General features: G+C 63.1%; 20 protein-coding genes and 1 pseudogene. 10 read left to right on the top strand and 11 right to left on the bottom strand.

Annotated elements, in window-relative coordinates:
- Nucleotides 1-88: 88 nt before the first annotated feature.
- The 3 genes from guaB (at nucleotide 89) to N0Q91_RS14075 (ending at nucleotide 3,057) form a co-directional block, all read left to right on the top strand.
- Nucleotides 89-1,591 carry an IMP dehydrogenase gene (gene guaB / locus N0Q91_RS14085; RefSeq protein ID WP_275596709.1) on the top strand — a complete coding sequence of 501 codons (1,503 nt, stop codon included), beginning with the start codon at nucleotides 89-91 and terminating at the stop codon, nucleotides 1,589-1,591.
- Between the two features lie 59 nt (nucleotides 1,592-1,650).
- The gene (locus N0Q91_RS14080) at nucleotides 1,651-2,067 is read left to right on the top strand and encodes an MAPEG family protein (protein ID WP_275596708.1); all 417 of its coding nucleotides are present in this window, start codon (nucleotides 1,651-1,653) and stop codon (nucleotides 2,065-2,067) included.
- A gap of 114 nt (nucleotides 2,068-2,181) precedes the next feature.
- Nucleotides 2,182-3,057: a dienelactone hydrolase family protein gene (locus N0Q91_RS14075; protein ID WP_275596707.1), complete on the top strand. Its 876-nt coding sequence runs from the start codon at nucleotides 2,182-2,184 to the stop codon at nucleotides 3,055-3,057.
- Here N0Q91_RS14075 and oxyR read toward each other — a convergent pair whose 3' ends face one another.
- Nucleotides 3,058-4,011, bottom strand: a complete 954-nt coding sequence (gene oxyR, locus N0Q91_RS14070) for a hydrogen peroxide-inducible genes activator OxyR (protein WP_275596706.1) — start codon at nucleotides 4,009-4,011, stop codon at nucleotides 3,058-3,060.
- A 174-nt stretch (nucleotides 4,012-4,185) separates the two neighbouring features.
- Here oxyR and katA point away from each other — a divergent pair, with 174 nt between their 5' ends.
- Nucleotides 4,186-5,670, top strand: coding sequence for a catalase KatA (gene katA, locus N0Q91_RS14065; RefSeq protein ID WP_275596705.1), 1,485 nt, complete (start codon nucleotides 4,186-4,188; stop codon nucleotides 5,668-5,670).
- Between the two features lie 74 nt (nucleotides 5,671-5,744).
- Here katA and N0Q91_RS14060 read toward each other — a convergent pair whose 3' ends face one another.
- Entirely contained in the window at nucleotides 5,745-6,695 is a 951-nt protein-coding gene (locus N0Q91_RS14060) for a LysR substrate-binding domain-containing protein (RefSeq protein WP_003527211.1), read from the bottom strand.
- A 210-nt stretch (nucleotides 6,696-6,905) separates the two neighbouring features.
- Between N0Q91_RS14060 and N0Q91_RS14055 the strand changes: the two genes are divergently transcribed.
- Nucleotides 6,906-7,202, top strand: a complete 297-nt coding sequence (locus N0Q91_RS14055; protein WP_018094318.1) for a DUF1127 domain-containing protein — start codon at nucleotides 6,906-6,908, stop codon at nucleotides 7,200-7,202.
- A 361-nt stretch (nucleotides 7,203-7,563) separates the two neighbouring features.
- On the opposite strand, the gene N0Q91_RS14050 is transcribed toward N0Q91_RS14055, so the two are convergent.
- The 6 genes and pseudogenes from N0Q91_RS14050 to N0Q91_RS14025 all read right to left on the bottom strand — a co-directional run bounded on the left by N0Q91_RS14050 (nucleotide 7,564) and on the right by N0Q91_RS14025 (nucleotide 14,058).
- Nucleotides 7,564-8,397, bottom strand: coding sequence for a DUF937 domain-containing protein (locus tag N0Q91_RS14050; protein WP_275596704.1), 834 nt, complete (start codon nucleotides 8,395-8,397; stop codon nucleotides 7,564-7,566).
- A 139-nt stretch (nucleotides 8,398-8,536) separates the two neighbouring features.
- Nucleotides 8,537-9,910, bottom strand: coding sequence for a glutamate--cysteine ligase (locus N0Q91_RS14045; RefSeq protein WP_275596703.1), 1,374 nt, complete (start codon nucleotides 9,908-9,910; stop codon nucleotides 8,537-8,539).
- Between the two features lie 135 nt (nucleotides 9,911-10,045).
- Complete coding sequence (locus N0Q91_RS14040) at nucleotides 10,046-10,783, bottom strand: 16S rRNA (uracil(1498)-N(3))-methyltransferase (RefSeq protein ID WP_100669359.1); 738 nt, start codon at nucleotides 10,781-10,783, stop codon at nucleotides 10,046-10,048.
- Between the two features lie 16 nt (nucleotides 10,784-10,799).
- Nucleotides 10,800-12,305 (bottom strand): inorganic phosphate transporter, encoded by a 1,506-nt coding sequence (locus N0Q91_RS14035; protein ID WP_275596702.1) that lies wholly within the window; start codon nucleotides 12,303-12,305, stop codon nucleotides 10,800-10,802.
- 182 nt (nucleotides 12,306-12,487) lie between these two features.
- Complete coding sequence (locus N0Q91_RS14030) at nucleotides 12,488-12,994, bottom strand: NUDIX hydrolase (protein WP_275596701.1); 507 nt, start codon at nucleotides 12,992-12,994, stop codon at nucleotides 12,488-12,490.
- 273 nt (nucleotides 12,995-13,267) lie between these two features.
- Nucleotides 13,268-14,058, bottom strand: a pseudogene (locus N0Q91_RS14025) (FadR/GntR family transcriptional regulator).
- A gap of 214 nt (nucleotides 14,059-14,272) precedes the next feature.
- Between N0Q91_RS14025 and N0Q91_RS14020 the strand changes: the two are divergent.
- The gene (locus tag N0Q91_RS14020) at nucleotides 14,273-15,541 is read left to right on the top strand and encodes a DUF3422 family protein (protein WP_018094324.1); all 1,269 of its coding nucleotides are present in this window, start codon (nucleotides 14,273-14,275) and stop codon (nucleotides 15,539-15,541) included.
- A 1-nt stretch (nucleotide 15,542) separates the two neighbouring features.
- Here N0Q91_RS14020 and N0Q91_RS14015 read toward each other — a convergent pair whose 3' ends face one another.
- Nucleotides 15,543-16,439, bottom strand: a complete 897-nt coding sequence (locus tag N0Q91_RS14015) for a LysR family transcriptional regulator (RefSeq protein ID WP_275596700.1) — start codon at nucleotides 16,437-16,439, stop codon at nucleotides 15,543-15,545.
- Between the two features lie 199 nt (nucleotides 16,440-16,638).
- On the opposite strand from N0Q91_RS14015, the gene N0Q91_RS14010 reads away from it, so the two are divergent.
- The 3 genes from N0Q91_RS14010 (at nucleotide 16,639) to glcF (ending at nucleotide 20,718) form a co-directional block, all read left to right on the top strand.
- Nucleotides 16,639-18,078, top strand: a complete 1,440-nt coding sequence (locus N0Q91_RS14010; protein WP_275596699.1) for an FAD-binding oxidoreductase — start codon at nucleotides 16,639-16,641, stop codon at nucleotides 18,076-18,078.
- Nucleotides 18,075-19,292 carry a glycolate oxidase subunit GlcE gene (gene glcE / locus N0Q91_RS14005; RefSeq protein WP_275596698.1) on the top strand — a complete coding sequence of 406 codons (1,218 nt, stop codon included), beginning with the start codon at nucleotides 18,075-18,077 and terminating at the stop codon, nucleotides 19,290-19,292. Before N0Q91_RS14010 ends, glcE begins: the two co-directional genes overlap by 4 nt.
- A gap of 133 nt (nucleotides 19,293-19,425) precedes the next feature.
- A complete protein-coding gene (glcF, locus tag N0Q91_RS14000) occupies nucleotides 19,426-20,718 on the top strand; it encodes a glycolate oxidase subunit GlcF (RefSeq protein WP_275596697.1) in 1,293 nt (430 codons plus the stop codon).
- Between the two features lie 152 nt (nucleotides 20,719-20,870).
- Here the strand turns inward: glcF and N0Q91_RS13995 are convergent, their stop codons facing one another.
- The gene (locus N0Q91_RS13995; protein WP_100669341.1) at nucleotides 20,871-21,566 is read right to left on the bottom strand and encodes a L,D-transpeptidase; all 696 of its coding nucleotides are present in this window, start codon (nucleotides 21,564-21,566) and stop codon (nucleotides 20,871-20,873) included.
- A 183-nt stretch (nucleotides 21,567-21,749) separates the two neighbouring features.
- A complete protein-coding gene (locus tag N0Q91_RS13990) occupies nucleotides 21,750-22,490 on the bottom strand; it encodes a L,D-transpeptidase (protein WP_275596696.1) in 741 nt (246 codons plus the stop codon).
- A 288-nt stretch (nucleotides 22,491-22,778) separates the two neighbouring features.
- Between N0Q91_RS13990 and N0Q91_RS13985 the strand changes: the two genes are divergently transcribed.
- Nucleotides 22,779-23,414, top strand: a complete 636-nt coding sequence (locus N0Q91_RS13985) for a DNA-3-methyladenine glycosylase I (RefSeq protein ID WP_275596695.1) — start codon at nucleotides 22,779-22,781, stop codon at nucleotides 23,412-23,414.
- Nucleotides 23,415-23,470: the final 56 nt, after the last annotated feature.

The following is a 23,470-nucleotide window of genomic DNA, read 5'->3' as shown; positions in this document are numbered from 1 at the left end:
AACTTCCAAGAAAAGCCTTGAAGTCACCCGGTGGACAAGTCGCTGAGCGTCCCCGGGGATTTTTCGTTTATTTGAAGAGGAACTGGCCATGGCGCGCATCATCGAAACGGCAACCGGTCTGGAGGCTTTGACCTTCGACGACGTTCTGCTCCAGCCAGGACATTCCGAGGTGATGCCGGGTCAGACGAATATCGCCACCCGCATCGCACAGGACATCGAACTCAATCTTCCGATCCTCTCGGCGGCCATGGATACCGTCACCGAGGCGCGGCTCGCGATCGCCATGGCTCAAGCCGGCGGCATCGGCGTCATCCACCGCAACCTGACGCCCGCCGAACAGGCGGAAGAAGTCCGGCAGGTCAAGAAGTTCGAAAGCGGCATGGTCGTCAATCCGGTGACGATCGGCCCGGATGCGACGCTTGCGGATGCTCTGGGACTGATGAAGGCGCACGGCATTTCCGGCATTCCCGTCGTGGAAAACGGCGGTCTCGGCGGGCAGAAGCAGGGGCGCCTCGTCGGCATCCTTACCAACCGCGACGTCCGCTTCGCGTCCGATCCTTCCCAGAAAATCTACGAATTGATGACGCGGGAAAACCTTATCACGGTCAAGGAAAGCGTCGATCAGCAGGAAGCAAAGCGCCTTCTGCACAAGCACCGGATCGAGAAGCTCCTCGTGGTCGATCCCGAAGGACGCTGCGTCGGCCTGATCACGGTCAAGGACATCGAAAAGTCCCAGCTCAACCCGAACGCCGCCAAGGATGCGCAGGGCCGGCTTCGCGCCGCCGCCGCCGTCAGCGTCGGCGACGACGGTTTCGAGCGCGCCGAGCGGCTGATCGATGCCGGCGTCGACCTGATCGTCGTCGACACCGCCCACGGCCATTCGCAGCGCGTGCTCGATGCGGTGGCACGGGTGAAGAAGCTTTCCAACTCGGTGCGCATCATGGCGGGCAACGTCGCGACGGGAGACGGTACCAAGGCGCTGATCGACGCAGGCGCGGATGCCGTCAAGGTCGGCATCGGCCCCGGTTCGATCTGCACGACGCGCATCGTCGCCGGGGTCGGCGTGCCCCAGCTCGCCGCGATCATGGCGGCCGTCGAGGCCGCACAGGCCGCGGACATCCCGATTATCGCCGACGGCGGCATCGAATATTCGGGCGATGTCGCCAAGGCGATCGCCGCCGGCGCTTCGGCCGTGATGATCGGCTCGCTGCTCGCCGGAACCGAGGAGAGCCCTGGCGAGGTCTTCCTGTACCAGGGCCGGTCCTTCAAGGCCTATCGCGGTATGGGGTCCGTCGGCGCCATGGCGCGCGGCTCGGCCGACCGCTATTTCCAGGCGGAAGTCCGCGACACGCTGAAGCTCGTGCCGGAAGGCATCGAGGGGCAGGTGCCTTACAAGGGGCCGGTCTCCGGCGTCCTGCACCAGCTCGCCGGCGGCCTCCGCGCCTCCATGGGCTATGTCGGCGGGGCCACGATCAAGGATTACCAGGAGCGCGCCACCTTCGTTCGCATCTCCGGCGCCGGCCTCCGCGAGAGCCATGCCCATGATGTGACGATCACCCGCGAGAGCCCGAACTATCCGGGCAGCGCCTGATATCATCGGCGGGCGCCGTCCGGCGTCCGCCGTGTCCATTGCTGACGCTGAGAGCATCGATGACGGGCTTCGAAATATTCTGGCCGATGGTGGCCCATGTCGCGCTTGTCTTTGCGCTTTATGCGCTCCTCTCCACGCGTCGGGCATCGCTGATCAGGTCGGGCGAGATCGACGCTTCCGTGTTCCGGGAAAACCGCGGCGAGCCGGGCGAGAGCCTTATCGTGCGAAACAGCATCGCGAACCAGTTCGAGCTGCCGGTTCTCTTCCATCTCTGCTGCGTGCTGCTCTACGTCACCGAGGCGGACAATCTCCTCTCGCTTGGTCTCGCCTGGCTTTTCGTGGCGCTCCGTTATGCTCACGCCTTCATCCACGTCACGAGCAATCGGCTTCGCTTTCGCCAGCCGCTGTTCATGGCAGGTTTCATCGTGCTCTTCGCGATGTGGACATGGCTTTCCGTCTGGATGGCGATGAGCTGAGGTAACGCAGTTTTGTAAGTCCGTGACCGTGCCGCTGACCTATCCTGTCGCCGGGTGGTCTGCCGCCGCCTGCTACAGCGACATTTGATCTGCCATAGCCCCAGGGAGAGCGTCATGAACAAGCCTGTCATCACCCAGGCGATGATCGATGCCTATGACGAATATACGCATCTCACTTTGGATCGCCGCCGTTTCATGGAGAGATTGACGGCGCTGGCGGGTACGGCTGCGGCCGCCGCCGCAATCGCGCCGATGCTGGCTGCCGATAGTGCCAAAGCCGAAATGATTGCCGAGACGGACGAGCGCATCAAGGGAGAGGACATCACCTATCCCGGCGCCGACGGCGAAATGAAGGGATATCTCGTCAGACCCGCCGATGCGTCCGGCAAGCTTCCCGCCGTCATCGTCATTCACGAGAATCGTGGCCTGAACCCACACATAAGAGACGTTGCGCGCCGCACGGCGCTCGAAGGCTTCGTGGCGCTTGCGCCCGATTTCCTGTCGCCCGACGGTGGCACACCGGCCGACGAGGACAAGGCGCGGGAGATGATCAGCGCACTCGACGCAACCGAGACGAATGAGAATGCCGTCGCCACCGTGAGCTTTCTGAAAGGCCATGCGGAAAGCACCGGCAATGTCGGCGCGATCGGCTTTTGCTGGGGCGGCGGTCTCGTCAACAGGCTTGCCGTGAACGCACCCGATCTCAAGGCCGGCGTGGCCTATTACGGCGCCCAGGCGAAGGCCGAGGACGTGCCGAAGATCAAGGCGGCGCTGCTGCTGCATTATGCCGGGCTCGACGAGCGCATCAATGCCGGCATAGAGGCCTACCGCAAAGCACTGACGGAAAACGGCAAGGACGTGACGATCCACGTCTATGAAGGTGTGAACCACGCTTTCAACAACGACACTTCGGCGGCGCGGTACAACAAGGAGGCGGCCGACCTCGCCTGGCAGCGGACCGTCGAATTCCTGAAGACGAAGCTGGCTTGATCATGCGGCTGGACGAGGCGCAGCTTTCGCCGCGCCCCGTCCGGCCGCGGCAGCGTCCCGTGAGATCTCCCGGGCGCAGGCCGATATGGCGTCTGCAAGCGCATCCATGTCGCGCGGCCGCGGGTTGCTGCGCCGCCAGATGAGCCCGATCTCACGAGAGGGCTCCGGGGCGGCGAAGGGCAGGATCCGGATCGCGTTGCGTGCGGCTTCGCTCGGTATCGCGATCTCGGGGATGAGTGTCATTCCCATGCCGTTTGCCACCATCTGCAAAAGCGTTGCCATCGACGTGGCGCCGAAACTCAGGAGCTGCCGTTTGCCGGCCGTATTGCAGACGGCCAGCGCCTGATCACGCAGGCAATGGCCTTCTTCGAGCAACAGCAGCTGCGATATATCCACCTGCTCTTCCGTCATCGGCGACATGAGCACATGCCGGTCGTTCTCCGCCACGGCCATATAGAAGCGGTCGGAAAACAGCGCCCGAGTAACGATGCCGTCCGCGTCGACCGGCAGCGCCGCCACGACCGCATCGAGCCGGCCGTCGCCGAGATCGGCGATGAGCCGGTCGGTAAGCGACTCCTTGAGCTCGATTTCGATCGCCGGATACCGTTCGCGCAGGTAGGGAATGAGCCTCGGGACGAGATAGGGCGCGAGTGTCGGGATAACCCCGAGGCGGACCCGCCCCTCGAGAGTGCCCGTGTTTGTCCGGGCGCTCTCCTCCAATCTGCCGACATCCGCGAGGATGGAACGCACCTGCGCCAGCACTTCCTCGCCCTTGACGGTCAGGAAAACGCCGGCGCGGCTCCGTTCCACCAGCTTCACACCCAGATGTTCTTCCATCTCCATGATCTGCGCAGAGAGCGCCGGCTGGCTGACATGGGTGAGTTCGGCCGCCTTGCCGAAGTGGCGAGTGGCCGCGAGGGCATCGAAGTAACGCATCTGCCTGAGTGTCAACATGATAGGAAAATCTTATCGTAATCAGCAGGAAATACAATTGGAGATTATCGTCGCGGGATGGGAGAAACCAGTGCCAAGGCATTCCATGCGCTGTGCCGATCGTGGCTGCTGTCGTTCAGCCGTCACGCTCCTCAGGAGCTTCGGAAGCCGAAACGTCGAGACAGGAGGGATGTGATGACAGATCGTCCGACGATCACCACCACCGCCGGGGCGCCGGTGCCGGACAACCAGAATTCGCTGACGGCAGGGCCGCGTGGCGGCATCATGCTGCAGGACTATCAGCTCATCGAGAAGCTGGCGCATCAGAACCGCGAGCGCATTCCGGAACGCGTCGTCCATGCCAAGGGCTGGGGTGCTTTCGGCACGCTGAAAATCACCGGCGACATCTCGCAATATACGAGAGCGAAATGTCTCCAGCCCGGCGCCGAAACGCCGATGCTGGCCCGCTTCTCGACTGTCGCCGGCGAACAGGGCGCCGCCGACCACGAGCGCGACGTCCGCGGTTTCGCGCTTAAATTCTACACCGGGGAAGGCAACTGGGACCTCGTCGGCAACAATACGCCGGTCTTCTTCATTCGCGATCCCTACAAGTTCCCCGACTTCATCCACACGCAGAAGCGTCATCCGAAGACCAATCTGCGTTCCGCCACTGCCATGTGGGACTACTGGTCCCTGTCGCCGGAAAGCCTGCATCAGGTGACGATCCTGATGTCCGACCGCGGCCTCCCGCAGACGCCGATGCATATGAACGGCTACGGCTCGCACACCTATTCCTTCTGGAACGACGCGGGCGAACGCTACTGGGTCAAGTTCCACTTCAAGACCCAGCAGGGCCACAAATTCTTCACGAACGAGGAAGGCGAAACGGTCATCGGCAAGACCCGCGAGGGCTATCAGGAGGCACTGTTCTACGCGATCGAGAACGGGGCTTTCCCGCGCTGGACGGTTCAGGTGCAGGTCATGCCGGAGCTCGACGTGGAGAAGACGCCCTACAACCCGTTCGACCTGACCAAGGTGTGGCCGCATGCCGACTACCCGCCGATCGAGATCGGCGTGCTGGAGCTCAACCGCAACCCGGAAAACTATTTTGCCGAGATCGAGAACGCAGCCTTCTCGCCCTCCAATATCGTTCCCGGCATCGCCTTCTCGCCGGACAAGGTGCTGCAGGCCCGCATATTCTCCTACGCGGATGCCCACCGCTATCGCCTCGGCACGCATTACGAGCACATCCCGGTCAACCAGCCGCGCTGCCCGGTTCACCACTACCATCGCGACGGTCAGATGAACACCTATGGCGGCATTCGCACCGGCAATCCGGACGCCTATTACGAGCCGAACTCCTTCAATGGACCGGCCGAACAGCCGCTGGCCAAGGAACCGCCGCTCAGAATAGACGGCGACATGTCCCGCTACGACCACCGCGTCGGCAATGACGACTACATTCAGGTGCGGGCGCTGTTCGACCTCTTCGACGAGGGGCAGAAGTCGCGCCTCTTTTCCAACATCGCGGCCGCCATGGGCGGCGTCCCGGGCGAGATCGTCGAGCGGCAGCTCGTTCATTTCGCGCGCGTCCACCCGGAATACGAGGCGGGCGTCCGCCGGGCGCTGAAGACCGCCCACGGCTACGAGGCGGACACGATCAGCACGGCGGCCGAGTAGTCCGGCACCCGTTCCGAGAAGCGCGAAGGCCACGCCTCAGGCGTGGCCTTCGTCATTGGAGATATGTAAGCGGCTCACCAGCCCGGCAGCATATGGCTCTGCCGGAGGCGCGGATAACGGGGATAGCCCTTGAGATCGCCTTCGAGATCGTCGTTGACGGTGATCGGCGTGATGTTGTCCAGGCAGGCGGTAATGTGATTGGTGATCGCGTTGGACAGCGACGGCGAAAGGCCGGGGCGCTTCATGATGCCGATCTGCACCGGCGCCAGTGACGGGAAGCCGTCGGCCAGCGTCAGCACCTTCATGCCCGGTCGCAGTGCCGACTCCGGAAGGACTGAGACCGCCATGCCGGCGAGCACCGCGGCCGCAACGACGGTCGAGGACCAGCTCGTGAACAGGATTTGATATTCCTTGCCGGTCGCATCGAGCGCCGCGCAGGCAGCCTGCCGCCACTGACAGTCGCGCCGGCCGACCGCAAGCGGGATTGGCGCATTCTCGGGCAGCGGATGATTGATGGAGCTTACCCAGCAGAGCGGCTCGGTTCGTACGACGTCGGAAGCCCGCGCACGCGGATTGTGGGTGACGAGCGCGATGTCGAGATCGCCCTTCGCCATTTTTTCCGCGAGGTCCACCGAGGGCTCGCAAATGATGTAGAGCTCGACGTTCGGATGCGTCTTGGCGAAGCGGACGATGATTTCGGGCATGTAGCGGTCCGCGTAGTCGTCCGGTGTGCCGATCCGCAGCGTTCCCTCGAGGCGGTTGTCGTCGAAGGAGGCGATCGCCTCATTGTTGAGGCGGATCATCCGGCGGGCAAAATTCAGGAGCCTGTCGCCCTCGACGGTCAGCCGGTTGCCCCGGCCGTCCTTCATGAAAAGCGGCTTGCCGATCCGTTCTTCCAGGCGTCGCATCTGCATCGACACGGCGGATTGAGTCTTGAAGACACGGTCGGCCGCCTTGGTGAAGCTGCCCGTGTCTGCGATTGCTACGAAGGTTTGCAGCTGGTCGATATCGAGCGGTGCGGACATGGCCGGAATACCTATAAGATTGTTTGATGAATATCATTAAAAACATTCGTTGGACTGATCAATAAGGATTTGCGAATGATAATCCGCAAACCACGTCAATCTTTCCGGCCAAAATAGTCGCCGGTTCGCCAAAAGTATTTCCGCCTGCCCCTGCGAAAGACCTCCCCGCAGGGGACGGGTTTCTTCGTGCCCGCGAAAAGGAGTTCCGTCATGCGCACGACCCACCACGCCTCCGGTTTCGGCCTCGTTGCGAGCAGGCAGTCGCCTGCAGCCCGCACAACAGGCATCATCGGCGTGCTGACGGCCGTCTGGCGCCTTTATCGAAACCGCTGCCAGATTGCCCGCCTGCAGGATCTCGACGATCGCCAGTTGCTGGACATGGGTTTGAAACGCGAAGACCTGCACGAGGCGCTGACCTCGGCCTTCTTCGAAAACCCGGGCAGCTACCTGACGCGCGCCTCACGCAATCGGGCGAACCTCTTCTACAGGGGAGTGCGCCACGATTGAACCCTCATGCGCGTCCCGCCGCCTCGGATGCGCCAGTGCGGCATGATCTGCGAAATCTTCGCCTCGCGCGGATCATGCCGCGAATTTCGGATCGTGCCGATGGCACGTCGTAAAAGTTCCCCGCAGGGTATGAGCCAATAGACCCTGCTCCTTGCCCGGTACATGCCAAGACGTGTACCGGGCTTTTTTGCGCGTCCGATAAGGCGCGGCGCGGTAGGCTCGGACGCAGCTTTCCCCACCGATTTATCGGCATGTTTCCAGTTTGGGATTAAATCATGGCGGAGACCAGTCGGGCGCGTGCCCGTCCCGCGGAGAGGGTTCGTCCTCGCATTAAACCCGAGGAGAGGGGCAATCCCGGCGGCTAGGCCTTGCCGCCCGAGCCGCCCTTGTAGCTCTCGAACAGCGCGTCGATGCTCTTTTGATATTCCTTCTGCATCTCCAGCCCGCTGTCGAAGAGACTGTTCATCGCCTGCGAAAACTGGGCGAAGGCCGGGTTATCGGCCGGCGCTTTCTGCGCCGTGTCGGCGCCCCGCATCATCTCCGCATAGGCCTTGAAGAACGGATTGTCGGCGAAAAGGTCGGCTGCTTTCGGCTTATCCCCGGCCTTGCCCGTTTCTCCCGCCTTGCCCATGCCGAAGAAGCCCTGCATCGCCTGGGTGAAAGGATTGTCGAAGGGGTTGGACTGCGGTTCGGGCTTTTTGGCGAGGCCTGTCGCCTCCATCCATTGCTGCATCAGCGTCATCATCGGATTGTCGGCGAGCCCACCACTCATCTGCCCCGTGGTCTGTTTGAAGAGCCCGCCCATCAGCGTACTCGCCATCACCGGCAGCATCTGCTTGTAGATCTCCTGGCCGATCCCCGTCATCTGTGCCGCCTGCGCCGCGATCGCACGCGACATTTCCTTCGAGCCGAAAAGCTGGCCGAGAATGCCGTTGCCATCCGCGACACCCTGGGGTGTGAATGCCTGGCTCATGTCTTCGAAATACCGGGCGTAATTGCCGGTCGAGAGCGCCGTCAGCAGCGCGCCGAAGTCGTAGGGGTTCGTCGTGTTGTACTTGAAGCCGGTGGAAAACGCGGGCATCAGCGCGGCCGTGGCTTTCGCCATCTGCTCCTGCGCGAGCCCGAATTGTTTCGCCATCAGTTCGATGGCGTGGCCGTTCTGCGCCTGCGCGAACATGTCAAAAAGCGGTGCCATTGGCGTTCCTTCCCGGGACGAGCGACGCATGTCCTTGCACTATAACGGGAATTGGAGGGCTGGAAACCGCTTTTTCTGAAGCGCCGGACAGGGGCGGAAGGAGCATGTCGGCTGCGCTCCGTCGGGGTAGAGGGTCCGCTCAGTATTGGTAGTCGGCGAAAACCGGTTCGACCGATTCGTTCCAGCGGCCGTGATAGAGCGAGAGCATGTCCTCCGCGAGCGTCGCCTTCTTCGCCAGCACTTCGTCAAGCGGTGCCAGGAACTGGCTTTCGTCGATGCCGTCGCCGTTCAGCCGGTTGCGGCGCTTGAGACCGCTGCGCGAAATGGCGAGAACCTCGCGCGCGACATCGAAAAGCGACCTCGACCGGAATTCGGCCGCGAGCGCCTTTGCGGGCACGGCATCTCTGAGTGCCAGGACCTCTTCGTAACCCCAATCGCGGGTCAATTCCTCGGCCGCCGACAGGGCCTCGTCATCGTAGAGCAGGCCGACCCAGAACGCCGGCAGGGCGCAGATCCGCCGCCAGGGGCCGCCGTCTGCCCCGCGCATTTCCAGAAAACGCTTCAGACGGACGTCGGGAAAAGAAGTCGACAGATGATTGGTCCAGTCGCCCATCGTCGGCTGCCACTCGGCGATTTCGCCCTTCAGCGCCCCGTTCATGAACTGACGGAAGGTGACATGGGTGCAGTCATGGTAATGCCCGTCGCGGACGACGAAATACATGGGGACGTCGAGCGCCCATTCCACATAGTCGCTGAAGCCGAAGTCCGGCTTGAAGGCCGTCGGCAACAGGCCCGAGCGCCGGTTGTCGGTATCGCGCCAGATGTCGCCCCGCCAGGAAAGCAGCCCGTTCGGCTTGCCTTCGGTGAAGGGGGAGCTCGCAAAGAGGGCGGTGGCGAGCGGCTGCAGCTTCAGGGAGACCTGCATCTTCCGCCGCATGTCCTCTTCCGAGGAGAAGTCGAGGTTAACCTGGATCGTACAGGTGCGATACATCATGTCGAGGCCCTTGCTGCCCACCTTGGGCATGTAGCGCGTCATGATGGCGTAGCGCGATTTCGGCATGCGCGGCGTCTCGGCGAAGCTCCATTTCGGACTGCCGCCGATGCCGAGGAAACGGATGCCGAGCGGTTCGGCGATTTCCCGAAGCACGGCAAGGTGCTGGTTGGATTCCTTGCAGGTCTGATGGAGGTTCTCGAGCGGTGCGCCGGAAAGCTCGAATTGCCCGCCCGGCTCGAGCGAAATCGCTCCATTGCCCGAGGGCTCGGCAAGGCCGATGACATTCCCCTCGTCCACGATCGGCTCCCAGCCGTTCCTTTCGGCCATACCGTTCAGGAGCGCCTGGATGCTGGCCTCGCCGAAATAGGGCACCGGGCTGTTGTCCGCCTTGAAGAAGGCGAACTTCTCATGTTCGGTGCCGATCCGGAACTTTTCCTTCGGCTTCGATCCGGATGCCAGATAGGCGGTCAGTTCAGCGACAGAGGTAACCGGCGTCTGGTCGGTAGTGTCTCGGGCCATATTCGTCTTCTTTGCCTGGGCGGCTCCTGCGGGGTCAGCAGGATCGGATGGAGTGCTTGAACCGTAATCAAGTGCGGCGCAAGTCAATTTCTTTCAAGATGCCCTCAAAAAAACTAGGAGCAAGCGGATGACGCATCATCGCCAGTCGCCGAGCGTCGCCTGAATGACGGCCATCGCAGCCACTGCCGCGGTGTCGGCGCGCAGGATGCGCGGCCCGAGAGGGATCGCCGTCACGAAGTCACGGCTCCGCAGCAGATCCCGCTCCGTCTCCGAAAAGCCGCCCTCCGGTCCGATCAGGAGCGCCAGCCGGCGTTCGGCAATTCCCTCGAGGATGGGCAGTGGATTCTGGCTGTCGTTTCCCTCGTCGCAGAAGACGATGCGCCGGTCGCGCGGCCAGTCCATGAGAAGCTCCTCGAGCTTGCGGGGTTCTTCGACTGCCGGGATGCCGAGCACGCCGCATTGCTCCGCCGCTTCGATGACGTTGGCGCGAACGCGTTCGAGGCTGCCGATCTTTCCCTGGACATGCTGGGTCATGACCGGCTGCAGCACGCCGGCGCCCATCTCCACCGCCTTCTGCACGAGATAATCGAGCCGCCCTACCTTGAGAGGCGCAAACAGGTAGACGAGATCGCAAGGGGCGGGCTGAGGGCGCGTCTGTTCGACCGCGACGAGAACCGCCTGCTTGCGCGAAGGCATGGCTATCTCCGCCCGCCATTCGCCGTCCCGGCCGTTGAAGACCAGAAGCGATGCGCCTTCACCCAGGCGCAGGACGTTGATGAGATAGTTGAACTGCTCCCTGGTGGCTTCATGTTTCGCTCCGGCGTGGAGCGGGTTCTCGATGAACAGTCGCTGCATGCGAAAATTGGCGCGCATCGATATCGGGTACCTTCTAGAGAAACAGACCGGAGAGGACGAGATAGAGAAAGGCCGAGAGCAGCGCCGACACGGGAACCGTGATGACCCAGGCGGCGACGATGGTCAGGAAGTGGGAGCGCCGCACCAGGCGCCGGCGGCGCACTTCCGCAAAGTTCGTCTCGCCCTTTTCCATGAATTCGGTCTGGCCCGTCTTGCGCCGGACATATTCGAGCCGCCGTTGCGAGTGACGCGTGTACCACTCGCGAAAGAAGCCGACGCCGAACACGGCGCCGACCGCCGTGTGGGTGGAACTGATCGGCAGGCCGAGAGCCGAGGCAAGCAGAACCGTCACGGCGGTTGCAAGCGCCACGCAGAAGGCGCGCATAGGGTTGAGACGCGTGATTTCCTCGCCGACGACGCGGATCAGCAGCGGACCGTAGAGCAGAAGACCCACCGAAATGCCGAGTGCGCCGATGAGGAGTACCCAGAAGGGGGCCTCCGAATCCGCGGTCGAGATCACGCCGTCGACAGCCGAGACGATCGCCGACAGCGGGCCGATGGCGTTCGATACGTCGTTTGCGCCATGGGCGAAGGAGAGCAGGGCGGCCGAGAAGATGAGCGGCAGGCGGAACAGCTTGCGAAGCGACTGGTTGCGGTTTTCGAGACCTTCCGACTGGCGGTGGATCCAAGGCCTCGACACGATATAGCAAGCGATCCCGGCCAGTCCGCCGATCGCCAGGCCGGTCGGAAGCGGAACAGAAGCCAGATGGTCGATTGCAAAGACCGCGACATAGGCCGTGAACGAACCGGCAGTGACGCCGAGGACGACAGGCATCCAGCGCCGGGCGGCCGAGATCTTGTCATCGCGGTAGATGACGAACTCCTTCAGGAAGGCGAGGAAGAGTGCGGCAATGATCCCGCCGAGCACGGGCGAAATCGTCCAGCTCGCTGTGATGCCGGCGATCGCCCACCACTTGACGCTGGAAAGCCCGGCGGCGGCGACCCCTGCGCCGATAATGCCGCCGATGAGCGAATGCGTCGTCGAAACGGGCGCACGCGAGTAGGTCGCGATATTGATCCAGATCGCCGATGAGATAAGCGCCGAGAGCATCACCCAGACCAGCCCTTCGGCGCCGACCACCTGCGTGCCGTCGATGATCCCGGCCTCTACGGTCAGCGTGACCTTACGGCCGGCGATCAGCGCTCCGGCTATCTCGAACACCGCCGCAATCCCCAGCGCCACGGGCATCGATATCGCCTTTGCGCCGACCGCCGCTCCGACGTTGTTGGTGACGTCGTTGGCGCCGATGTTCATCGCCATGTAGCCCGCGACCGCCGCTGCTGCAACCACCACGGCCGCACCGGAGGCGCCGGTGAAATAGCTCGCCGCGAAACCCATGCTGAGGATCAGGAAGAGAGCGGCAAGTCCGGGAGCAGCCAATCTGCGCATGACGTGATGCGACGCTTCCTCGGCAAGGCTGAACTTGTCGAGATCCTTGTCGAGCGTCAGCTTTTCGAGGCGCGGTCGCGGCTTGGCCAATGGCTGTTCTCCAACTGTAATATTCGCCAGTAGCGGCACAAACGGGCGTATTCAAGAGGAATTGACGAGGGGGGCGAGGGGGTGCGGCCGGGGCGTTACCCGATCCGGCATGTCGCAGCCTGCGGCGAGCTTGCGCGTTCGACCAGTCGTCGTGGCGGATGCCGTGGGCTTCCGCCTCGCCGTCAGTTGCTGGAGGCTTTCGGCCGCTGCTCCGGGTCGGGGCCGAGGCGTTTGCCGAAATCGAGGATAAGCTCTTTCAGCGAAGGCTCTGCAACGCGCTTTGCCGCCTCACGATAGTCGACCCATTCCAGCCGCCTGCTGCCCTTCTCCGGGAAGTTCTTGCAGAAATCCTCGACTTCGAGCGCATGCACCTGCACCTTGCAGGAGATCTCCAGGCCGTGGTCCATCCGCTTCTGATAGACGTAGGCGCCGATGGCGGCCCTCTGCACCTTGCCCTTCACCCCGGCTTCCTCATAGGCCTCGCGCTCGGCGACCTCGTGTGCCTGCTTGCCCTGCATCGGCCACCCCTTGGGGATGACCCACCGGCCGGTGTCGCGGCTGGTGATCACCAGGATTTCCAGCGCATTCGTCTTCCTGGCAAGCCGATAGCACAGCGCCGCATACTGCATTCGCGCCGGGCGACGCAGCATGAGTTGCACATCAGAAGCGAGCCGGTGCAGAAAGTTCAAGATTCCCGATACTCCTCAACGAATCAGTGGTTAGCGCGCGCGACCCGAGTATGAACCGTCGCATGCCGCTGTAAATGCGTTCGTCAAACGCGCCGCATTCATTCGGATTCACGCTCTTCCTTTTCGGGACTATGCATCACCCAGCTAACGCAAAGCGCGGAGTCGCGGTTCCGACCGAACCACTGTCCCATGACCATATTTAGGAAATCGGCTGGAATTTTACCACGGGGCACTCGCCATCCGTACTTTTGCGCTTGTCGGGCGCGCGACGGGTCAGGAACCCGCGCGATCGCGCTGCTGCAGGCGCAGGCGGGCAATGCGCACCCACTCTCCGCTGCGCTCGGCCTCGCGCGCTGCCGTGGCGACGAAATCGATGTGGCTCTGCGCGGCCGCCTTGGCGGCTTGCGGATCGCCGACCATGATCGCCGCATAGATCGCCTCGTGCTGCGCGAGAAGCTGGTCGCGTGCGCCGGGCGCGTCGAAGACGGAATTGCGGTGGAAGAAGATGCCTTGGGTCAGCAGCCTGTAACAGGCCCTGAGGGTGTGAAGCAGGATGATATTATGAGCGCTTTCGCCGATGGCATTGTGCAGTTCGATATCGGCTTCGAGTTCTTCGGCGAAGTTGCCGCTCTCGTGTGCGGCGCGCATGCGTTTGATGACGCGGGTAAGAATGTCGCGGTCGAAGTCGGTTGCGCGGGTCGCCGCCAGCTCCGCCGTCAAGCCTTCGAGTTCGCGCCGGTATTCGAGATAGTCCTGGGTCGCCTTGTGGTGGCGTCCGATGAGCTCGATCAGGGGTTTGGAAAAGATCTGGCCGACCACGTCGGCGACGAACGTGCCGCCGCCATGCCGGCTTTCGACGAGACCGCGCGCCTCCAACTCCTTGAGCGCCTCACGCAGGATCGGCCGCGACACGTCGAAGCGCCTGGAGAGTTCTCGCTCGCCCGGCAAGCGATCGCCGTCGCGTAACACCCCTCGAGGATCAGAAGCTCGATCTGCTGCACCACCTCGTCGGCCGTCCGGCTATGGCTGATACGGGCATAAAGGTCGTCCTGGTCTTCGGTCACGGCCACGTCTCCCGGAGCGCCAAGGGCATTGTGCACAGGTGTCGCCGGCCTCCGCTTCCATTCGGCAATCTAACAGGACCCATCAAGTGGTCAAATTGATTGTCCACTCTGCCGGTGTTGACAAAGATCGAACTGCGTCAAAGCGCCCTGTTCTTTTTACCTTATCCGTTGATAAGAAGGTGATGATGAACGCGTGAGGGGGAAGAAGCGCTTCATGCCAAAGGGCAGTTTTGCATTTCCGGTGGCGCCCATGCGCGCCCAGGCGCTCGGCGAGGTCCATTCACGGCCCTATGCACTGGTCACGACTCCGCGCGTCATCTTTCAACTCGCCTTCATGACGGAGGGCGGGTCGATCGTCGATCACGCCGTGATGTCCGAGTTGTCGCGCTCGCGCGGCATCGCCCCGCCCGGTCGCGACGCCAATCACCACGCGATCCCCTGGGGACAGGGAACGCTGCGCTGGGAGCGGCACACGGAATTCTCCACCTATTTCTGGGACGCGCCCGCGCCGGAAAGCTTCGGCGGCGAGGTGCCGATCCATCCGTTCGGCGACGGTTTTTCGCCCCCGGGCTCGCTGATTTCCGGAGTTCGTCTGGAAATTCGTCCCGATACGCCGGAGACCCGCGAGGCGATCGCGGCTTTCGATCCCACGAGCCTCTGTTACAGCGAAACCAAGAATGGCCAGGCGGTGCTCCTGACCGACTTTCGCCAGAACGGCGACGGGCTGACCCAGGTGCTGGTCATCGATCGCGGCATGACGGAGGCGGGAACCGGCGCCCTGGTGCAGCGCCTGCTCGACATCGAGACCTACCGCACGCTTGCCATTCTCGGCCTGCCGCTTGCACAGTCGCTGTCGCCGGAGATCCGCCGCACCGAGGACGGCCTGACGGCGGTGACGCAGCGCATGAAGGAAAACGTCCGCGAGGAGGCTGACGAGATGCTGGCGGAGATCACCCGCCTTGCCGCCGATCTCGAAGCGGGTGCCGCCCTCAGCCTCTATCGCTTCGGCGCCAGCCGCGCCTATTACGGCATTGTCCAGGAACGCATCCGCACGCTTTCCGAGACGCCGGTGCCCGGTTACGAGACCATCGGCACCTTCCTCGAGCGCAGGCTGGCGCCGGCAATGCGCACCTGTCAGTCGGTCGAGGAGCGGCAGGCGAATCTCTCGCGCAAGCTCGCCCGCGCTACGGCTCTCCTGAGAAGCTGGATCGACGTCGAACTGGAACGGCAGAACAGCGCCCTGTTGAATTCGATGGATCGCCGCGCCAAGCTGCAATTGCGCCTGCAACAGACCGTCGAAGGATTGTCGGTGGCGGCGATTTCCTATTATGTCGTCGGGCTCTTCGGCTACCTCGCCAAGGCCGTCAGTCATGAAATACCCGTTGATCCCGGTCTCCTGACGGGCCTCGCCGTTCCCTTCGCGGTCGCCGGGGTCTGGCTGGTGGTGCGGCGCATTCGCCGCCATCACGACGAGCACGGATAGACTATCGCTCCCAGTAGGGCACCGGGCCGTAGAGTGCGGCGAGATAGTCGATGAACTGCCTGACCTTGGCCGGCAGGAATTGCCGGCTTGGATAGACCGCCGAAAGCGTCAGCTTGTGCGATCCTTCCCATTGCGGCAGCACCTGAACCAGGCGCCCCTCCCGAAGTTCCCTGCCGATGTCCCAGGTGGACCGCAGGGCGATGCCGGCACCGGCAATCACCGCTTCGCGGATGATTTCCGACGAGTTGGTGACGAGCGGTCCCTCCGGCCGATAGGAGAGGCTGCCGTCAGGCCCCTCCAGCTTCCAGTTGTCGTTGTTGTGCGCCGGCAGACAGATGTGATGCGCGAGTTCGCCGATCTCCGTCGGCGCTCCATGACGGGCGACATAGCTCGGCGCCGCGCAGAGAAGCCGGCGCACCGGCGCGAGCTTGCGGGCGACGAGGCTCGAATCGCTGAGTTCGCCTATTCGGATGGCGAGGTCGAAACCTTCTGCGACGATGTCGGTGAAGTCGTCGGTCAGCACGATGTGCAGCTTCAGGTCGGGATGGTCCTTCATGAAACCGGTCAGATGCGGTGCGATGTGCATGCGGCCGAAGGAGGTCGGCGCGGAAATGCGCAGCGTCCCCTGGACCTGGGACGAGCGGCCCGAAGCATAGGCCTCCGCTTCCTCCAGCCCGGCGAGAATGCCGAGAACGCGGTCATAGAAACCCTGGCCGGCCTCCGTCAGCGAAATCTGCCGCGTCGTGCGCTGCAGGAGCCGCGTGCCCAGCCTGTCTTCGAGCCGCTTGATACGTTTGGAAATCACGGCTGCGGAAAAACCGAGCGCGCGTCCCGCCGCCGACATGCTGCCGGTCGACACCACCCGCGCGAAAATCTCGAGATCGCCTAGATTCGTCATCAATCCTGATCATTGTTTCCAAAGGCGAAAAGATCATTAACATTTGCCGGGTGTCCGTCCAGCCCTGTAAAAGGTTAGAGCGGGATGCGCTGAGGTCATTGCTTGTGTATGTCCTCGTCTCAAGTCCGCCGCACACTTTTGGGCGACATGCATTAGTGGTAAGCAAAAAATACCACTTTGCTGTGAATGGGAGGCGCTCATGCCGGAGACGATCGGCTTTCTTAAGCCAAGGCAGGCCGTCCTCGACCGTCGGCGGGAAATCGTCGCCGATCTTGCCGATCTGTTGCCGGAAGGCGGCCTCATCAGCGACGAGCGCGGCCTCAAGCCCTTCGAGACGGATGCGTTTATCGCTTATCGGCGGATGCCGCTCGCGGTCGTCCTTCCTCAGACGACGGAGCAGGTGGCCGCGGTGCTCAAATATTGCAGCCGCTACGGCATTCCGATCGTGCCGCGGGGCGCCGGCACCTCGCTCTCCGGCGGCGCCATTCCTCAGGAGGACGCGATCGTCGTCGGTCTGTCGAAGATGTCGCGCATCCTGGATATCGATCTGTTCAACCGCACGGCGACGGTTCAGGCGGGCGTGACCAATCTCAATATTTCCGATGCAGTTTCGGCCGACGGCTTCTTCTATGCGCCGGATCCGAGTTCGCAGCTCGCCTGCACCATAGGCGGGAACATCGGGATGAATTCCGGCGGCGCGCACTGTCTGAAGTACGGGGTTACGACCAACAACCTTCTGGGTGTCAAGATGGTGCTTTTCGACGGCACCGTGATCGAACTCGGCGGCAAGGCGCTCGACGCGCCGGGATACGACCTGCTTGGGCTCGTCTGCGGTTCGGAGGGGCAGCTCGGCATCATCACGGAAGCGACGGTGCGGCTGATTGCGAAGCCCGAGGGAGCGCGGCCCGTCCTCTTCGGGTTTGCCTCCTCCGAGTCCGCCGGCAGCTGCGTCGCCGATATCATCGGATCGGGCATCATCCCCGTCGCAATCGAATTCATGGACAAGCCGGCGATCGAGATCTGCGAGGCTTTCGCCCAGGCCGGCTATCCCCTCGACGTCGAAGCATTGCTGATCGTCGAAGTGGAAGGTTCCGAGGCCGAAATGGATGCCATGCTCGCCGGCATCATCGAGATCGCCCGCCGCCACGGCGTGATGACGATCAAGGAATCGCAATCGGCTCTGGAAGCGGCACTGATCTGGAAGGGGCGTAAGTCGGCCTTCGGCGCAACCGGCCGGATTGCCGATTATATCTGCATGGACGGAACGGTGCCGCTGAGCCAGCTCTCTCATGTGTTGAGGCGGACCGGCGAGATCGTCGCCGGCTACGGCCTGCGCGTTGCGAATGTCTTCCATGCCGGCGACGGCAACATGCATCCGCTGATCCTCTACAACATCAATGATCCGGAGGAAGCTGCCCGCGCGGAAGCTGCCGGCAATGACATACTGAAGCTCTGTGTCGAGGCGGGCGGCTGCCTGACCGGGGAACACGGCGTCGGCATCGAGAAACGCGATCTGATGCTGCACCAGTACAGCAGGGCCGATCTCGGCCAGCAGATGGCGGCGCGCGCCGCCTTCGATCCGCAATGGCTTATGAACCCGTCGAAGGTTTTTCCGCTCGAAGGGCGGCCCGCGGCATGATCGTCCATTTCGAGCCGGCAAGCGAGGAGGGGATCGCGTCCGTCGTGCGGTCCGCGGCGGCCGAGCGCGTCACGCTCGCCGTAGTCGGCGGCGGCACGCGCGCAGGTCTCGGCAATCCCACGCGTGCTGACAGAACGCTCTCGACCAGGCGCCTTTCCGGCATCGTCACCTATGACCCGGCCGAGATGACCATGAGTGCGCTTGCCGGAACGCCGCTCGCCGAAGTCGAGGCGGCACTGCACGCCAAGGGCCAGATGCTCTCCTTCGAACCGATGGACCACCGGCCGATTTTCGCAACGACGGGCGAACCGACGATGGGCGGGGTCTTCGCCGCCAATGTCTCCGGGCCTCGCCGCTACGTCGCCGGTGCCGCTCGCGACAGCCTGCTCGGGGTGCGTTTCGTCAATGGACGGGGAGAACTCATCAAGGCCGGCGGTCGGGTGATGAAGAACGTGACCGGGCTCGATCTCGTCAAGCTCATGGCGGGGTCCTACGGCACGCTCGGCATTCTGACCGAAGTCACCTTCAAGGTGCAGCCACTCCCGCCGGCGGCGGCGACCGTCGTCGTCTCCGGGCTGAACGATGCGGAAGCCGCTGCGGTGATGGCGGAGGCCATGGCGCAGCCGGTGGAGGTTTCGGGTGCGTCGCATCTGCCGGAAAGCGTGCGCAGCCGCTTTCTCGACGGCGTATTGCCGGATGGCGCCGCAACGGTGCTCCGGCTCGAAGGCCTCGCGGCATCCGTTGCCATTCGGGCGCAGAAGCTCGGCGAAAAACTGTCGCGCTTCGGGCGGATTTCGCAACTCGACGAGGCGCAGACAGGAACCCTCTGGACGGAAATCCGCGATGTGAAGCCTTATGCCGATGGCACCAGACGGCCTTTGTGGCGCGTATCGGTCGCCCCTTCGGCGGGCCATCAGCTCGTCGCCGCATTGCGCCTGCAGACCGGTGTCGATGCGTTCTACGACTGGCAGGGCGGTCTGGTCTGGCTGCGCATGGAGGCAGACCCGGAGGCGGAACTGCTCCGCCGTTATATTGGCGCGGTCGGCGGCGGACATGCGGCGCTTCTGCGTGCCGACGAGGAGGCGCGCGGCCGCATTCCGGCCTTCGAACCGCAATCCCCGGCCGTGGCACAATTATCGGAACGCATCCGCGCCCAATTCGACCCCTCGGGCATATTCAATCCAGGGCGCGCGGCCGCGTTGGTCCAGAACTAGGCGAAGGGACCTTTCGCCATCGTGCGGTCTAAAAGATCGGCCTAAGACGAAGAGAATCGATCATGACGATTTCCGGCCCGCCCGACGGAGATCAAAGTGATCCAAGGCGCAAGGCGCCACATGGAGTACTCGGTTGCAGACCAACTTCTCCCCTGAGCAGCTCGCCGACCCGCATGTCGCCGAATCCGAAACGATCCTGCGCAAATGCGTGCATTGCGGTTTCTGCACGGCCACTTGTCCGACCTACGTGGTTCTCGGCGACGAACTCGACAGTCCGCGGGGGCGGATCTATCTGATCAAGGACATGCTCGAAAACGGTCGTGCGGCAGACAGCGAGACGGTCACCCATATCGACCGCTGTCTCTCGTGTCTTTCCTGCCTGACCACCTGTCCTTCGGGTGTAGACTACATGCATCTTGTCGACCACGCCCGCGCCCATATCGAGAAGACCTACAAGCGGCCGTTCAAGGACCGGCTCGCCCGCGCCGTCATTGCCGCCACTCTTCCTTATCCGTCGCGGTTCCGGCTGGCGCTCGGGGCTGCCGGTCTTGCGCGCCCGCTCGCCGGATTGCTGAAGAGGGTTCCCTTCCTCAGGACCTTCGGCGTCATGCTCGATCTGGCGCCGAGCGCGCTGCCGGTATCGCGGGGGGCAAAGCCGGCGGTCTACGCGGCAAAAGGCACGCCGCGCGCCCGCGTCGCGCTTCTGACCGGCTGCGCGCAGCCGGTGCTGCGGCCGGAAATCAACGATGCGACCATCCGTCTGCTCACGGGCCAAGGAGTCGAGGTCGTCGTTTCGGCGGGAGAGGGCTGTTGCGGGGCACTCGTCCATCACATGGGACGGGATGAGGCGGGGCTGAAGGCTGCTCGGCACAACATCGATGTCTGGCTGAAGGCGGCGGAGGAGGATGGGCTCGACGCCATCATCATTACCGCATCCGGCTGCGGGACGACGATCAAGGATTACGGCCATATGCTGCGGCTCGACCCGGCCTATGCGGAGAAGGCGGCGAGGGTTTCCGCGCTGGCCAAGGACGTCACCGAATATCTCGCGACCCTCGACCTGCCGGAGCAGGGGGCACGGAATCTCACCGTTGCCTACCACTCCGCATGCTCGATGCAGCATGGGCAGAAAATCACCGCGGCACCGAAGCAGCTCCTTAAACGGGCGGGCTTTTCGGTTCGCGAGCCGGCGGAGGGGCATCTCTGTTGCGGTTCGGCCGGCACCTACAACATTCTGCAGCCGGAGATCTCGGCGAAGCTGAAGGCGCGGAAGGTGAGAGATATAGAGGCGACCAAGCCTGAAGTGATCGCCACCGGGAATATCGGCTGCATCACGCAGATCGCCAGCGGCACGGAGATACCGATCCTGCACACGGTGGAGCTGCTCGACTGGGCCTATGGCGGTCCAAAGCCGGCGGGGTTGTGACAGTCAGGGGGTGAGCAGGGGACCCTCATCCGCCTGCCGGCACCTTCTCCCATTTTGAGTGCGAGATGGGACTCGCGGAAAGGTCCCTGTCCCCTCTCCCCGCGTGCGGGAAGAGGGCTGGTCCTCGGGTGAGGAGAGGTCCAGTGCCGCCGTCAGCCGCCGAAAATGGTGCGGAAAATGTCGACGCCGCGATCGTCGAAATAGGTGTCGCCGGGCTTGCTGCCGGGGCCGATGACGACGACTTTCGTGCCGATCCCGGCGCGCTCATAGAGGTGTTCGACATCCTCGTTCATCATCCGGATGCAGCCCGAGGACATGTTCTGGCCGATGGTCCAGGGCTGGTTGGTCCCGTGGATACGGAAGATCGTGTCGCGGCCACCCTTGTAGAGATAGAGCGCGCGGGCGCCGAGCGGATTGTCGATGCCGCCGGGCTGCGTGATCGGCAGGATGCGGCCATTCGCTCTCTCGCGCACGCGCATCTCGGCCGGCGGCGTCCAGCTCGGCCATTCGGCCTTTCGGCCAACCTTGACGACACCGGACCAGCCGAAGCCGTCGCGGCCGACGCCGATGCCATAGCGCGTCGCCCGGTTCGGGCCGTCGATGTAATAAAGATACTTGCTGTTGGTATCGACGATGATGGTGCCGGGAGCCTCGTCCGTGCGGAAGCGCACCTTGGTGCGCCAGTATCTCTGAGGCGGCTTCTTCTGCTTGGCGACTTGAATGATGTCGGAACTTTTTACGCCCGCGCCGACAGTATCGGCCGGAGTAAATGCCGAAGCGTTTCCGGAGACAAGAAGAGCAGCGGCCGCAACTGCAAGCGCGGCCATCCCCGTGACATGACGTCTCATTACGATTTCCCTCTGAACCCTCGTTGCAAGCAAGCCACGCGATTTAACCGCAAGTGGGCGCCCGCGATACATTCTATAGTGCAACGATTTCGACGAGACTTGTATCTGAGGGAACATCTGTTGCTTCAAAACCACGGTTTGCGGCGATGAAGAGGGAAAAGAAGTATTGTGCATCCATGGTCGCTATATCACGACGACTTTTGTGCCGACCTTAACTCTCTCATAGAGATCGACCACGTCCTCGTTGCGCATGCGGATACAGCCGGAGGAAACGCCGTAGCCGATCGTCCAGGGTGCATTGGTGCCGTGGATGCGATAGAGCGTCGAGCCCAGATACATGGCGCGAGCCCCGAGCGGATTCTCCGGTCCGCCGTCCATGCGGGCCGGTAGATAGTGGCCCCGCGCTGCCTCACGCGCGATCATTTCCTGCGGCGGCGTCCAGTTGGGCCACTCGGCCTTGCGCGTGATCCTGTGCTCTCCCGCCCATTCGAAGCCCGGCTTGCCGACTCCGACGCCGTAGCGCCGCGCGTCGCCGTTGCCGGTGACGAGATAGAGAAAGCGGTTGTTGGTGTCGATGACAATGGTCCCGGGCTTCTCCTTCGTCTCGTAAGCGACCATCTGCGGGAGGAACTGTGGATCGATTCTCGACTTTGCCGGCTTCTGTCTGCGCGCGATCGAGGCTGGCTGAACGGCCGCGTTGGCGGGGCGGCGGCTGAGCTCGCGCCGCTCGACCCGCTTTCGGGTGGTCGTGGGAACCTGCTGGCGATAGACCACGCGCTTGCCCGTCAGCTGCATCACCCAGGGGGCGGTCAGATCCGGGCTGACGATGACAGGCGGACGGTTTTGATACCGATCCTGTGCGCCTGCAACCCCGGAAAGGATCGAAAAGAAGCATGCGGCAAAACAAAGGGATTTTTTCAGCATCGGACGGACTCGCTACTTGGCCGGAACAATCTGGAGGAGCCCGGGTGAGTTGTCCCGCCAAGGCCCTTGCGTTCAATTCAGTGGGGCGGAGCTCTGGGGAAATCGCATGCGCGTTGCAGCGCTCCGGCAATGGCGCGATGCTCTCATCTGTCCGCAACCGAACCGTAAACGGTGCGGCGCTCAAGGGCGGCCTCGGCAATAAAGCTTTGGGTAGGGTTATTCGCCTCTTTATCGATGTGGTTTGCAAATGGTAAATGGAACAAAAGAGAAACGATGGAGAGAGGCGAAATGGCAGCCAGGGGCTTGATTACGGGGGAAGACGGCCTTGATCGCTGTGCCTGGCACGGCAATCTGGAGGATTACCGCCGCTATCATGACGAAGAATGGGGCCGGCCGGTCGCCGACGATCACAGGTTGTTCGAAAAGATCTGCCTCGAAGGCTTTCAGTCGGGCCTCTCCTGGCTGACGATCCTGAGAAAGCGCGATGCGTTTCGCGCCGCATTTGCGGGCTTCGATTTCGACAAGGTCGCCGAGTTCGGCGAGGAGGACGTCGAGCGTTGCCTCGCCGATGCCGGCATCGTTCGCCATCGCGGCAAGATCGTCTCGACCATCAACAATGCCCGCCGGGCGAAGGAGCTGCGCGCGGAATTCGGTTCACTGGCGGCCTATTTCTGGTCGCATGAGCCCGATGGAAGCGAGCGTCCGAAGATCATCGATTTCGAGACCCTCATCGCCAATCCGACGACGCCGGCCTCAGTGCGGATTTCGAAGGATCTGAAGAAGCGTGGCTGGACCTTTGTCGGCCCGACCACCGTCTATGCCTTCATGCAGGCGATGGGCCTCGTCAACGACCATATCGAGGGCTGCTTCTGCCGCGCGCCGATAGAGGACCTGCGCCGGCGCTTCGCACGTCCGGCGGCCTGATTGCCGCATCCGGCAAGAACATCGCCCTCCCCATTCGACGGGAGGGCGATGTTCTC

Source organism: Sinorhizobium prairiense, assembly GCF_029201645.2.
GTDB classification, from domain to species: domain Bacteria; phylum Pseudomonadota; class Alphaproteobacteria; order Rhizobiales; family Rhizobiaceae; genus Sinorhizobium; species Sinorhizobium meliloti_A.
This window is presented reverse-complemented; position numbering and strand designations above follow the sequence as displayed.

Excerpts from the sequence above, each read along its gene's own strand:
- guaB (WP_275596709.1), top strand. The coding sequence starts at position 89 with ATGGCGCGCATCATCGAAACGGCAACCGGTCTGGAGGCTTTGACCTTC.
- N0Q91_RS14080 (WP_275596708.1), top strand. The coding sequence starts at position 1,651 with ATGACGGGCTTCGAAATATTCTGGCCGATGGTGGCCCATGTCGCGCTT.
- N0Q91_RS14075 (WP_275596707.1), top strand. The coding sequence starts at position 2,182 with ATGAACAAGCCTGTCATCACCCAGGCGATGATCGATGCCTATGACGAA.
- oxyR (WP_275596706.1), bottom strand. The coding sequence starts at position 4,011 with ATGTTGACACTCAGGCAGATGCGTTACTTCGATGCCCTCGCGGCCACT.
- katA (WP_275596705.1), top strand. The coding sequence starts at position 4,186 with ATGACAGATCGTCCGACGATCACCACCACCGCCGGGGCGCCGGTGCCG.
- N0Q91_RS14060 (WP_003527211.1), bottom strand. The coding sequence starts at position 6,695 with ATGTCCGCACCGCTCGATATCGACCAGCTGCAAACCTTCGTAGCAATC.
- N0Q91_RS14055 (WP_018094318.1), top strand. The coding sequence starts at position 6,906 with ATGCGCACGACCCACCACGCCTCCGGTTTCGGCCTCGTTGCGAGCAGG.
- N0Q91_RS14050 (WP_275596704.1), bottom strand. The coding sequence starts at position 8,397 with ATGGCACCGCTTTTTGACATGTTCGCGCAGGCGCAGAACGGCCACGCC.
- N0Q91_RS14045 (WP_275596703.1), bottom strand. The coding sequence starts at position 9,910 with ATGGCCCGAGACACTACCGACCAGACGCCGGTTACCTCTGTCGCTGAA.
- N0Q91_RS14040 (WP_100669359.1), bottom strand. The coding sequence starts at position 10,783 with ATGCGCGCCAATTTTCGCATGCAGCGACTGTTCATCGAGAACCCGCTC.
- N0Q91_RS14020 (WP_018094324.1), top strand. The coding sequence starts at position 14,273 with ATGCCAAAGGGCAGTTTTGCATTTCCGGTGGCGCCCATGCGCGCCCAG.
- N0Q91_RS14015 (WP_275596700.1), bottom strand. The coding sequence starts at position 16,439 with ATGACGAATCTAGGCGATCTCGAGATTTTCGCGCGGGTGGTGTCGACC.
- N0Q91_RS14010 (WP_275596699.1), top strand. The coding sequence starts at position 16,639 with ATGCCGGAGACGATCGGCTTTCTTAAGCCAAGGCAGGCCGTCCTCGAC.
- glcE (WP_275596698.1), top strand. The coding sequence starts at position 18,075 with ATGATCGTCCATTTCGAGCCGGCAAGCGAGGAGGGGATCGCGTCCGTC.
- N0Q91_RS13995 (WP_100669341.1), bottom strand. The coding sequence starts at position 21,566 with ATGAGACGTCATGTCACGGGGATGGCCGCGCTTGCAGTTGCGGCCGCT.
- N0Q91_RS13990 (WP_275596696.1), bottom strand. The coding sequence starts at position 22,490 with ATGCTGAAAAAATCCCTTTGTTTTGCCGCATGCTTCTTTTCGATCCTT.
- N0Q91_RS13985 (WP_275596695.1), top strand. The coding sequence starts at position 22,779 with ATGGCAGCCAGGGGCTTGATTACGGGGGAAGACGGCCTTGATCGCTGT.